Genomic DNA, 13,620 nt, shown 5'->3' on the forward strand with positions numbered 1-13,620 from the left:
GATGCTCGTATTCAGAGGCTATCAATGCGCCAGTCAAACTCGCTGAATCCTGCATCTTCAGGTTATTTGGCTATAAAAATGCTGTGTGTTTTATGACTGCGCGTTATTAGCGAGAAACGCTTGTCGTGCTCTGCAAGCTTTTATCAGCGCTTCGGTCAGATCCTCTCTCACAATGGGCTTGGTGAGGTAACTGTCCATGCCTGCTTCTATCGCACGATTGAAATCTTGGCGGCCAGCGTGAGCGGAAAGGCCGACAATGCTGGCGGGTGGAATCTGATGCTCATGTTCATAACGTCGTAATTGTTGGGTGAGTTCATAGCCGTCGCGATCTGGCATGGAAACATCTGTCAGCAGAATATCGAAGGGGCGATGTTTGTATTGCTCAAAGGCTTGCTGCGCATTAGACAAAAACTGAATATTGGGTTCAAGCTCAGAGAGATAAACCCGAATAACTTCACGGTTGTAAGAAATGTCATCCACCACCACGATGGACATTTTCTTGATTTTATCAGGGAATCGCGGACGGTAACTGTCTGATGACGGCTCCAGCATCGGCAACGGTTTTTGGTTTAAGGCGTGCAGCACTTCTCGCAGCAACACGTGCATACGAATAGGTTTTGATATCAGAGTAATGCCTGCATCTTCAATATGTGGTGTTCTGTCTTCAATATGAGGTGTCACACCGATCACCGGGCAGGTAATGGAAGGCGGCAAACTCACATTGTTTGAGAGCAACACGATGGCGACGTCATAACGCGTTTGCCCTTTGGATACACTTTCTGGGTTGTTCAAGTATTGGATGTTGGCACACCAATGTGCGAAATATCGGTTGAAAATGGCGCGGTGCAAAGGGTCTGCATTGATAATGGCGATATTTTTACCATCAAGGGCAAATTTGGTGGAGCGGTTCTCGCCGAGCAAAGGAAGACGGATGGTAAACCAGAATTGGCTACCATGATTTTCTTTCGATTCAATGTGTAGCGTGCCGTTGAACAGCGTTAACAAGCGCTGTGTGATCGCAAGCCCGAGCCCTGTGCCTTCATACCTGCGAGATGTTGTTCCATCTACCTGTTGGAAGGCGTTGGTAATGTTGTTGATTTTTGACTCTGGAATGCCAATGCCTGAGTCTTCAATGCAAAACGTATAATCGACGCGGTTCTTGGCCAGGTCTTCGGAGCCAGTAACGATGAGCTTAATGTATCCGTGTTCGGTAAATTTCACAGCATTCACGAGCAGGTTGTTGAGTATTTGCCTTAACCGAAATCCGTCGCCATAAGCTTCCGTTTTCAACGCGGGGTCTATATCAATAGCCAGCATGAGATCTTTCTTCGCCGCATCAATGGAAATCATGGTCATGGTTTCTTCTACCACTTTTCTCAAGCAGAAATACTCTTCTTGGAGCGACAGTTTCTGTGCTTCTAGTTTTGAAAAATCGAGGATGTCGTTGAGCAGGTAGAGAAGATCTCTGGCAGAGGAGTTGATGATATCGGTGAAACCCTGTTGTTCACGGTTAAGCGGTGTTTCTTGCAGCATGTCAGACATGCCGATAATGCCGTTCATCGGTGTTCGAATTTCATGGCTCATATTAGCGAGAAATTCGGATTTTGCTTTGGTGGCGGATTCTGCTCGGGTTACCGCCTCTTTGAGCTTGGTTTCAAACTCGTGGTTGTCGGTAACGTCTCGCACGATAAAGGCGAGCCTTTCCACGGTACCTGAATAATTCTTTATCGGAAAAACCGTAATTTCCGTCCAAAATGCCACGTTTTCGTGATTCAGACACTGCGCTTTTACCATGGCAATGCTGGCGTTCTCAATCGCGTCTGAAATGCAATGTGCGGGGGAGGTATCCATGCTTTGCCTGAAGAGTAATGGCATGATCCTTTTGTCTAAAATGCCTTCTTCTTTGTACCCAAATATCTCGCTGAATGCATGGTTTACGCGCTGAATTTTGCCTTCTTTATTGGTGACTAAAATGGCCTCATGACTTTGCTCTACAATTTCCGCCAGCATCATGTTTTGGTCTGCCAGCACCTTGTAGCGATTTTTCTCATGAGAAATCTCGGTATAGGAGTGGTCAAGTGCTATCGACATGTCATTGAACGCACGCGTTACCTGCGCCACTTCGTCGTTACCTTTTACTGGAACAGTATCGCCAGGCCCATTTTCTGAAATGCGTTTTGCGCCAGTTTGCAGTTTCAAGAGTTGCTTGGTGAGAAGCGAACCAAAGGCCAATGAAAAAAGTGCTACCAACACAATTTCGAGCGCGGCAATCGCGACTGCGTATTTTTGAGCGTTGTAAAGCAGTGCATTGAAGGAAGATACATTCAAACCGAACTCAATTTCTCCCACCTTCCATTCGTCTATCACAACATCCGTGCGGATATCGTAAATGTCATCCTCGGATTCAGAAGGGCGTTGGTCATAGTTTGGTGTGTGCTTATCGTCTGGCAGGGATGACGCGCCGGCAAGGAGTCTGCCTTCGTCATTTTTCACGTTGATATAAACAATGTTTTTGTTGGCGATGGCGTCTTGCGTGAATGCGTTCAGATTAGCGAGATCAGTCGATATGATGGCATCGCGAGTAGCAATAGCAAATGTGCTGGAAAGCAACTCGCCATCTAATTCAATTTGTTGCTCGTTTGAACCCCGTAACCAATTCAAACCCGAAAAAACCAGTATTGCGAGCAATACCAGTTCGATCAGGGCGATACCTATGATGGTTTTTAAGCGAAACGACATACGTATCGTCGCGTTACTTTGCGGAAATGACGGAAAGATTTAGCGACCTTACATCATCCCAATCGCTGTCTTTTGCGGCCTTGAACCCTTTCATGTTGAGCGTTTTTAGCGCGGCTTTACCTTTTTTGGTCTCACTGAGTTCAAAGAAGGCCTGAACGATTTTCTGCCTTGTTTCTTCATCTAACGAAGGATGCGCTGCAACGGCATGCGGGGTGAAGCCTTGGGTGATATGAAGAACATTCAGCTGATTTTTTGTTTCGTCTGAGCTTGCGCCAAGGGTCCTGATAATACCGCCTCCCGCATCAAACAAACCGTCGGCAACCGCGAGGTAAGAGGAATCATGAGAACCGACGTAATGAGGTGTAAAGGATATGCCTTCGTTGTTCAGTACTGCTTGTGTAAGTAACGTCGCCGCAAATGCAGCTGGGGCAGGAAAGGCAATATTTTTACCATCTAGGTCGGTGAGCTTTTCAATGCTTTCTCCTTTCTTTACCACCAATATGCCTTTAATGCGTTTGTTTTTAGCGTGTACCAGTGCTGAATAGCCAGGTGCCTCGTTGAATACCGTAAAGTGATAAGGGTTCATGTAAGCCACGTCATATTTGCCTTCTGCCAGACGTTTCTCGAATTCAGGTATGTTTGGCGCGGTCGCGAAACGAAGTGTTAACCCAGAGTACTCACTGATTTCTTTGAGCAACGGTCCCCAATTTCGAATGAGCTTGGCAGATGATTGTTGAGGCACAACGCCGAACACCAAGACGTTTTTACCTTGGCTGTTAATCGCGCTATGAGCGGGAAGACTGATGAGCCCGAAAAATAGGGCAAAAATAAAGGGCATCCAGTTGAGGGTTAACGCTGTCTGCTGGCATCCTTTACTGATTGATCTCATTAACTAACTCTCATTCCCAGATTGATATGCAATAAATATAGTACACAGTCTCATTTATGATGTTTTCCGTCCTGGTGATGGAGGCTGGCTCTCACCATCAACGCAAATGGTGAATGGAGATGTCTTATGGTCATGGTGTTAGAAACCACGACTTAGTGTTGAATCATGCACATAAGATGACTATTGAAAGACGATATCGCGCTGCATTCGGGGCGCTTCTGAGGTACTCTGTTGCCATCATGGAAAGAGGAATAACGGCTCTGAGAGTCGGTTCAAAGGTTAGGGAATAAGGAACAACTATGTCGTCTGAAAAACTTAATACAACATTGGTCTCTGCGGGACGTGATAAGCGATACTGCCAAGGCAGTGTTAACAGTGTTATCCAACGCGCTTCATCCATTGTGTTTGACTCTGTTGAACAGAAAAAAGCGGCGACAGCGAAACGTGGTGAGGGCGAATTATTTTATGGACGTCGAGGCACGCTAACGCACTTTTCATTTCAAGATGCCATGGCGGAATTGGAAGGTGGAGCAGGGTGTGTATTGTATCCATGTGGTGCCGCTGCCATTGCGAATACCATGCTTTCTTTTGTCAAAACTGGCGACAACGTATTGATGACGGGCGGTGCTTACGAGCCGACCCAGGCCTTTTGTGACGACATTTTGGCGAGCCTTGGCGTTTCAACCACCTATTACGATCCTATGCTTGGTGCAGGTATCGGTGAACTGGTTTCCCCATCAACAAGTGTGGTATTCCTTGAGTCTCCGAACTCTATCACCATGGAAGTGCCAGACATTCCTGCCATTGTTCGCGCCGTTCGCGCGAAAAACCCAGATGCTGTGATCATCATGGATAACACGTGGGCTGCAGGAATATTGTTCAAAGCGCTAGACCACGACATTGATATTTCAGTGCAAGCCGGTACGAAATACATCATTGGTCATTCGGATGCCATGATAGGCACCGCTGTTGCCAACGCTCGTACATGGGAAACCTTACGCGAACGTTCTTACCTCATGGGGCAGATGGTCGATGCGGATACCGCGTACATGGCCTCTCGTGGCTTGCGAACCCTGGGTGTGCGCTTAAAGCAGCATCATGAAAACGGCGTTGCGATTGCTCAGTGGTTGAAAGCACGTCCTGAAGTTGCACGTGTGAATCACCCTGCCGTGGAAGGTTCTATCGGACATGAACATTTTGTGCGTGATTTTTCCGGTGCCTGCGGTCTGTTCTCGTTTATTCTGAAAGACAAACTCTCTGCTGAGCAAGTGGCGAACTTCCTCGATAATTTTACCCATTTTAGCATGGCGTATTCGTGGGGCGGTTATGAGTCACTGATTCTGGCTAACCAGCCAGAAGAGTTGAATGCTATCCGTCCTGCTGGCCCTGTCGATTTTGAGGGCACCTTGGTTCGCCTTCATATTGGCCTAGAAGATGTGGAAGATTTGATTGCCGATTTGGACGCGGGCTTTGCGCGATTAGCGCAGTAGTACTGTTGACGCCAAAGAGACCATGTAGAAATGAAAACGGCGCTGATTGCGCCGTTTTTGATCTTTAAGAGCTTTGATCTTTAAGAGCTTTGATCTTTAAGAACTCTGATCTTTAAGAACCGAGATAGAAACGTGTTTAATCCGCTTTATTCAGCAGCATTTTCAACGTTGCACCAAGCTCTTCTGCACTGTCGTGAGCGCTGGTATTTACCACGTACTTGCCCTTTACCAAGAAAGTAGGCACAGAGTTAATACCGGATTGCACGGTGAGTGCATCAGCTTGTTCCAGCGCAGTAAACAGTTTGGCTTGTTGCGCTTCGTCTAAGTCATAAGGGCTTGTTAGGCCATATTGTTTAAACACGTCACCCAACAGGCGTTTGTTATCTTCAGCGGAGTCGGTTTGTTGTTCCTGAACATACTTAAAGAGGGCTTCAACCAAGTCTTTCGGCGGGTTGCCATCTTCTTGAGTGCTTGCTGCGTAGTAAATCAAGGCGGCAAAGGTGGCACTTTCATTGAAGGTAACGTGTGCTTTGCCAATTTTAACGCTGGCAGCTTCTTCAATCGCGGGAATGGCGTCTTCCATTGAGCGGCAATGACCACAAGAAAGGCTGAACACTTCGGTCACAGGTGCGAGATCGGCAACCTTCACTGGCGTTTCGAGTGTTGTGTATTTTTCTACTTGGCTTGTTGGCGCTTCATCGCTACATGCAGAAAGGGCAAGAACGGCAAGGATCGGCACGAAAAGTTGTTTTAGTTTCATGGAAAAGTATTCGCCTAGGTTGTCGAGTCGACGGCCTGGTGACCGCAAATAAGCAGAGATTATATCGCGCGTTGTCTGAAAGGGGCAGGGGTAGAATGTAAACCTTCGTCAACAGAAAGAAAAAAGCCAGTCAGGGGGCTGACTGGCCAAGGTTAGCGCAAGGCGCTTCTTAGTTGAGCGCTATTCGGAGCAACACTTATGGTAAATAGAGACGCTAGTCGATGATCACCTTAGATTGCGCGATCATGGCATCGATGACAGAAGAGCTGACTTGTTCTGATGTCATGCCTGCAATGTCGACGCTGTAGGCATCTGCCATGTTTTCAACACTCATGTTGTCGAACACCACTTTTTGATCGACGTTGCCATCACCTTGAGAAGAAATGCTGAGTGTCGCGTTGCCTTCACCGTCGTCCATCAAAGAAAGATAGCTTTCCATGCTCTCGGTTGCTTCCGTTTGAACGAGGTCTGACAAATTAAGCGCATCATTTTGTGTGTCGAAGTCAGTGATATGGTCTGTTGCAGGTTCTGATGCTGACCCTTGGTCGCCGCGTAAGAAAGCAAACGTATCTGCGCCCGCACCGCCAGCCATGGTGTCATTACCTTCACCACCCACAAGAATGTCATTGCCTAAACCGCCGTCCAGGATGTCATTCCCCCCATTGCCCAAGATTAAATCGTCTCCAGCTTGTGCGAGGAGCACATCGTGGGCATCGCTTCCAGCGATTTTGTCGTCACCATCACTGCCAGTGAAAGTGATGTCATCCAACGAAATGACGTCTGACATGCTCTCACTGGTCATCGAATGTGAATTTACCGCCAAGGCCGTTTCTGAACCACCAATGGTGATGTTCACATCTGTTTGTGTGACACCGTCAGATGCAGTTAGCGTGATCACTTCCGTGACAATGTCATTGTGCTGAAGGTGCGAGGTTGAATCTGGGTTGAGGGTGTAGGTCCAGCTTCCGTCCACCAATTCCAGTGAGCCGTAGCTGCCTTCTACAGTGTTGTTAGCAAAGTATGGGGAATCTCCAGCATCCACATCCGTCAGTGATAGTTGACCTGTTACTGATGCCGCCGCCGCCGCTGTATCCACCGCAATGTCTTCATAGGACATTGTGCGTCCCTGGTTTGGTGTGTCGCGGAGGTAATCCATCGACATTCCAGGGGTGATTTCAGGGCCGTCGATCTGAATGATCATCTTACCCTGTTCGTTCGAGTCATACTTGAACGATCCATCGCCATCCAAATCGACATCCAGAACGGCGAAGGTGTAGATGTTGCCGGCACTATCTTGATAGTCGAGTTGGTAGTCATAGGTGGCGGTATACATGACACCGCCAATTTCGACTTTTTGGCTCGTATCCTGAACATATTCATTGTAATAGTTGTCACCATCCAAGGTGCCGTCTTCATCATAGATACGGATTGTTTGCCCCGCTTGGTTAAAGTTCAGCGTGGGTTCATTGCCGTAGTACTGCATGTCGCCGCTATCAAACGAATAACCTTCGTTCAGGATGAAGCCATTGTTGATCTCAATGAAGTCATTTGAAACAGGTTCAGGTGCAACAATGGCGGCACTGTTTGTGCCCACCACGAACGGTGCATCATCCGTCCCTTGTACCGTGACTTCGATGTTTTGTGTGGTGCCATCTGACGCGGTCAGCGTGATGGTGTCTTTCACAGAACTGCCGGTATCGAGTTCTTGGGTTTTCTCGTTATCAACGGTGTAAGTCCAGACGCCATCGACTAAGTCCAATGAACCATACTGTCCCGTTACTGTGGTGTCTTGGAACTCTGGTGTGTCGTCTGAATCAACATCTGTGATCGATATGGAACCACTGATAGAGACGGTGTCGCCGAGGTCTCCTTCGTTAACGACGCCTGTAAACACACCGCTGACCACTGGTGCGTCATCTGTGCCCGCAATCGAAATCACGATTTCATGTTGGCTACCGTCAGAAGCGGTGATAACGATGGTATCAATGGATTCCTCACCCACTGCAACGCCGAGCTCTGGATCCAATGTGTATGTCCACTCCCCATCGACCAAGGTCAGTGATCCGTACTCACCTTCAACGGTCGTATTCGGCAAGGTCGGCGTTTGGCCTTCATCAACATCAGAAATGGTAATTGAACCGCTGGTGGTAATGTTTTGTGTAACGTCTTGGCTTGCGTTGACGGTAAAGGACACGTCGTTGAAATCACGATCGCCGCCACCAACGATATCTTCCCATGACGAACTGCTGCCAGAGTTAGATTCATAGTCGAAGCCGTTGCCATTTTTCGAAGACTCAGACACGAGCGTTGTGCCCGATGCGTAGCCTTGATATGCAGTGACACCGTTGCTGCCAAAGCTGAGGGTGACTTCGCCAGCATTGAAACCTTTGCTGTCACCATCAGGGATAATAAACAGGCCGACTTTCTCTCCGCCTTCGGTGTTGATATTCGCCGTTGCACTGGTGACGTCATGTGCGTCGTCAAATATGATTTCTGCACGAAGTACATTGCCTTCCGCATCGAGTACGTAGTAACCAACAGAGTTGTCATAGGATGCGCTGGTTGTGACGTGACTAAAGTCCAGCGTCATTGAATCACCACCGCTGGTTTCCCACATCCCTTCGCTTCCGCGAGTGACAGATGTTTCGACGGTTGTTTGATCAACGGTAGAAATGTTGCCTGTCGTGTCACCGCTGACCACCGCGACTTCATCGACACCTGACACAGTGATATCAATGTTCTGTGTGGTGCCGTCTGTTGCCGTCAGTGTGATGGTATCTGTTGCGGTTTGATCCTCTCCTAAAGACTGTGCTTTTTCTGAATCAACGGTATACGTCCATTCACCGTCAACCAGTGTCAGGGAGCCATACTCGCCTTCAATGGTTGTGTTCTCGAAGGCTGGCGCTTCTGCGGCGTCCACATCGGTGATGTTCAGCGTACCGGAGACCGTTGCAGCTTCCTCAATGTCGGAATATTCGAGACTATTAATGTTCTGGTATGAATCGGGCACGAGACTCAATGATGTTTCTGGTGTGATTTCAGGCCCATCCAGTTGAATCAACACTTTTCCGCTTTCTGTGCCGCTAACGGCATTGCTGCCATCACCGTTCATGTCAACATCGACCACGGCAAAGGTGTAGGTGTTACCTGCTCCGTCTTCATAGGTGAGAGAGTAATCTACGTTTACGCTGTAATCCTCTCCGTCCAAAATGATGGACTGCGTTTTGTCTTCGCTCGTTTCGTTTTGGCTGTCGTCACTGTTGAGCTGACTGTCGTTATCAACGATTTGGACGGAGACGCCGCTATCACTGAAGTTGAGTTCCGGCGGGAAGCTCCATGTGACGAAAGAGCCACTTTCATAATCGACGTTTTGGTCCATCACAAACGCATTGCCGATCGTATGACTCTGCGTGCTATTGGCGGTGACGGATGCCGAGGTATCTCCAGTGACAACGGCAGCGTCGTCAGTACCCGTTAGACTGATTTCAATGTCTTGTGAGGTGCCGTCAGACGCTGTCACTGTGATGGTGTCAGTGGCGGCTTCACCTTCCGTGAGAGACTGAACGGCGTCTGAATCTACGGTGTAGGTCCATTCGCCATCGACCATGGTCAGTGAGCCGTATTCACCCGCGATGGTTTCGTTTTCGAAGGTCGGTGTTTCGTTCGTGTCTGGGTCAACAATGTTGAGTGTGCCAGAGACGCTTTGTGCACCTACATCTTCTGTGACGCTGCCTGTGGTATCGCCCGTGATTTCAGAGGCATCGTTTGAGCCCGTTACTGAGATAACGATGTCTTGGGTTGTACCATCGGTCGCTGTCAGTGTAATGGTGTCGGTTTCGACCTGATCTTCCCCGATAGATTGCGATTTCGTTTCATCTACCGTGTAAGTCCACACACCCTCTGTGAGGGTAAGTGTTCCGTATTCTCCTTCGACAGTGGTGTTCTCAAAGGATGGTGAGTCATCGCTGTCTGCATCGGAAATACTGAGTGTGCCAGACACCGTAATGTCTGCGTCGTTGCCAAAGTCGAGTTTGACCGTTGTTGACTGACCATCGCCATCGACAAGGTAGTAACTGCCATCGGATGTTTGAACAATAACCGGTGGTGTCTTGTCATTTTCAATGCCAGTGATGGTGGTTTGAAGCACCAAGTCGCCTGAGTCATTGATGGTATAGAGATCAACCCCTTCCGTTGCGTTTGGCATGACAAAGACAGGTTCGCCATCTACGTATCCGGCAGATGACATATACGCACCACCACCAGAGACGGTGTCAGTCAGTGTCATTGAACCGTTCGCACCGACTTCAAATATAGAGGCGTTGTCGCTGCCATCGCTTGATGCAATCGCGTATGTCGTGCCATCACCTGTTTGATAGAAGTTAACGGAATTTCCGTCGCTGAGATCAAGAGGCTGGCTGTCTACGAGCGTCAAGTTTCCTGTGGCACTGTCAACGGAATAGATATTGATGCCATCATCACTGCTGGATGCGAGGAAGGACTGACCATCAACAGTAATAATATCGACCCCTGACACCAAATCACCTGCCGCAATCGAATTGCCTGTTTCAGCGAATTCGCCCGTTTCAGGGTTATAGGTAAGCGTGTCGACCGAGTCCCCTTGAGGGCGTGCGACGAAGACATACTCTGTGCCATCATCCGCTTCAAAGGTGACGTTTTCACGGACAATGCCCGTTTGTGAGTTACCGAAGGTGAGGCCACCATTCAGTGACAAGGTACCGTCGCTAGAGATTTCCCAAGCGGAGAGAGAACCGCTGTTCTGTGACGTCAGGAATAACGTATCTTGGCCATCAATGTTAGACACATTAGATTGTGTCAGGCCATTCCCCATCGCGCCCACAGAGACACCCGCATTTTCAATCACATCGGTGATATCACCACTTGATGTAGATGTGACTGTACCTGCAGAACTGTCGTAGGAAATACGGTCTGTTTCTGTCAATGAACCATCATCTTCAACACGTGAAATGATGGTGGTGCCGTCGTACCCAAACGACGTTGAGATGACGTAAGGTACACCATCGATGGTGGTTGTCGTTGTCGTCCAAGCGCCATTGCTATCGCTGGTTTCTGCATCACCAGCCTGAATGTTTCCACTTTCAGACGCATTCAAACTGAAGCCATCAGTATCGACACTCGCAGTAAATGTGCCTGATACTTCAGCGGCATCGTTTGTGCCGGTGACGGTGATCGTAATGTCTTGTGTCGAACCATCTGACGCAGTGACAGTGATCGTATCCGTCACTTCTTGGTCTTGGTTGAGCGATTGGGCGGCTTCTTGATCGAGCGTGTAGGTCCAAGCCCCATCTACAAGGGTTAAGCTACCATACTCTCCGCCTACCGTTCCGTCAGGGAAGCTAACCGGGTCGCCATCAGGGTCGACAATGTTTAGTTCGCCTGTTGCGGTTGCAACATCCCCAATGTCACCTTCCGATACAGATCCCGTGGTTGTCCCCGATATTTGAGCTGCATCATCCGTACCCGTGAGGCTAATAGTAATGTCTTGTGAGGTGCCGTCAGACGCTGTCACTGTGATGGTGTCAGTGGCAGCTTCACCTTCTGTGAGTGACTGAACAGCGTCAGAATCCACGGTATAGGTCCACTCGCCATCGACCATGGTCAGTGAGCCAAATTCTCCTGTGATAGTTTCATTTTCAAACGTCGGCGTTTCGTTAGTGTCTGGATCAACAATGTTGAGTGTGCCGGACACGCTCTGTGCGCCTACATCTTCAGTGATACTACCCGTGGTATCCCCTGTTACCACTGCTGCATCGTCAGTACCTGTGATGGTAATAACGATGTCTTGAGTAGTGCCATCCGATGCGGTGACTGTGATGGTGTCCGTCGCGGTATCGCCGTCAGCCAGCGATTGGATCGACGCGCTGTCAGCGGTGTATGTCCATGCGCCATCAACCAGGGTCAGCGAACCGTATTCCCCACTTATCGTTCCATCAGGGAAATTGACTGGGTCGCCATCAGGATCGACAATACTGATTTCGCCCGTTGCGGTTGAAACATCACCGATATCACCTTCAGTGACAGCCCCTGTTGTTGTACCCGAAATTTGAGCAGCATCATCGGTGCCGGTGAGGCTAATTTCAATGTCCTGCGAGGTGCCGTCAGACGCAGTGACAGTAATGGTGTCAGTGGCGGCTTCACCTTCAGCGAGAGACTGAACGGCATCAGGATCTACGGTGTAAGTCCACTCGCCATCGACCATAGTCAACGTGCCGTATTCACCTGTGATGGTTTCGTTTTCGAAAGTCGGTGTTTGATTGGTGTCTGGGTCAACAATGTTGAGGGTACCAGATACGCTTTGTGCACCCACATCCTCTGTAATGCTGCCTGTGGTATCCCCGGTGATCACTGCTGCATCATCGACACCTGTTACAGAGATAACGATATCTTGGGTGGTGCCATCTGATGCTTCAAGTGTGAACACGTCTTGTTTCGCTTCGTCGCCAATTGCAGCAGCTTCCGCGGGGTCGACCGTGTAGGTCCATTCGCCATCTACAAGCTCAAGTACACCGTACATGCCTTCGATGGTTGTATCTTCGAAACTTGGTGTTTGTCCATCATCAGCATCAGATATAGATAGCGTGCCTGAGACGGTAACGGGGGTTGCTTCTTCTGGTGACGTTGTTACCCCAGAATTGCTTACAGATACCGTATTTTCTTCAGAAATATTCCCATCTGAGTCGATGGTTTGGTAGGTAAAGTCACTATTGAAATCGTTGGATACAGCTTCAACAACCTCAATGCCTTCCAAAGCAAGGGCTGCATTGACATCACTATCAACAAACATTCTTATTTCATCGAAACCTTCTAGCGTCTCGATATTAATAGTTGCTGTGCCATCCTGAGAGTGGAGGTCGGAAAAGTTAAATTCTTCTACAGGCTGTCCATCTTTCATCGCCAATAGAACAACATCCGCCCCAACAAGATAAGACTCTGAAAAGTGTAGTCCCAGTCCAGTAAGATTCAGATTGACGTCTGTTACGTCTGCATCAAAGCTGATGACCATAACTTCACTGTCGTTGCTCGATAGTTCTTTATCTGTGCCTATACCAAGGCCAAGAGCGCTCGAAACGATATCTTGTTGAGTTAACGTAGAGTCTCCGTCCGGTTTTTCCCCAGTGTAAGAGAAGCCTGTTATCGTTATCCCTTGTCCTGATATTTCTGAATGGGTACTTGCTTGTGTCGCAGAGAAAGACAAACTTGGTGTTAAATCTGGTTTGAAAACAAAACTGGCATCATCAGGCAGTGTTTGATCAATGGCTACCTCAATTTCGTTATTGTTTTCATCAATGTAGTAGAGCGTCCCCCCCTCCGGAAGGCTAGTGATTTTAATCTCAGTTTCTTTATCGTCTGTGTCACTGACATCATCAACAGCATCATTGACATAATCATTCAGTGAGAACGACACGTTGTTTGTATCCGTGTCGGATGCAATGTGTACGTCTTGGTTTTGTGGGCCATCTTGACTGAGGTCAATCGAGCCGGTGGTATCGCCCGTCACCACAGCAGCATCGTCAGTACCTGCGATGGTAATAACGATGTCTTGAGTAGTACCATCCGATGCTGTCACCGTGATGGTATCCGTCGCGGTATCACCGTCAGCCAGCGATTGGATCGACGCGCTGTCAGCGGTGTACGTCCATGCGCCGTCAACCAAGGTCAGCGAACCGTATTCACCCGCCAAGATGCCATTCGGAATGGTTGGC

The 13,620-nt window shown here is 48.6% G+C and carries 5 protein-coding genes; 1 reads left to right on the forward strand and 4 read right to left on the reverse strand.

All coding sequences use genetic code 11. The features are described from left to right. Nucleotides 1-90: 90 nt before the first annotated feature. Together BCT27_RS04450 and BCT27_RS04455 are read right to left on the reverse strand one after the other, a co-directional pair. Nucleotides 91-2,739 carry a hybrid sensor histidine kinase/response regulator gene (locus BCT27_RS04450; protein ID WP_102395151.1) on the reverse strand — a complete coding sequence of 883 codons (2,649 nt, stop codon included), beginning with the start codon at nt 2,737-2,739 and terminating at the stop codon, nt 91-93. 13 nt (nt 2,740-2,752) lie between these two features. Further along, complete coding sequence (locus BCT27_RS04455) at nt 2,753-3,628, reverse strand: phosphate/phosphite/phosphonate ABC transporter substrate-binding protein (protein WP_102318554.1); 876 nt, start codon at nt 3,626-3,628, stop codon at nt 2,753-2,755. A 299-nt stretch (nt 3,629-3,927) separates the two neighbouring features. Here BCT27_RS04455 and metC point away from each other — a divergent pair, with 299 nt between their 5' ends. Continuing rightward, nucleotides 3,928-5,118, forward strand: a complete 1,191-nt coding sequence (gene metC / locus BCT27_RS04460) for a cystathionine beta-lyase (protein ID WP_102395152.1) — start codon at nt 3,928-3,930, stop codon at nt 5,116-5,118. Nucleotides 5,119-5,254: 136 nt separating this feature from the next. Here metC and BCT27_RS04465 read toward each other — a convergent pair whose 3' ends face one another. Next, on the reverse strand, nt 5,255-5,878 hold the full coding sequence (locus BCT27_RS04465; RefSeq protein WP_102318552.1) for a thiol:disulfide interchange protein DsbA/DsbL: 624 nt from the start codon (nt 5,876-5,878) through the stop codon (nt 5,255-5,257). A gap of 214 nt (nt 5,879-6,092) precedes the next feature. Then, nucleotides 6,093-13,598, reverse strand: coding sequence for a VCBS domain-containing protein (locus tag BCT27_RS04470; RefSeq protein ID WP_206748020.1), 7,506 nt, complete (start codon nt 13,596-13,598; stop codon nt 6,093-6,095). Nucleotides 13,599-13,620: the final 22 nt, after the last annotated feature.

The organism is Enterovibrio norvegicus (assembly GCF_002876705.1).
Classification (GTDB): domain Bacteria; phylum Pseudomonadota; class Gammaproteobacteria; order Enterobacterales; family Vibrionaceae; genus Enterovibrio; species Enterovibrio norvegicus_B.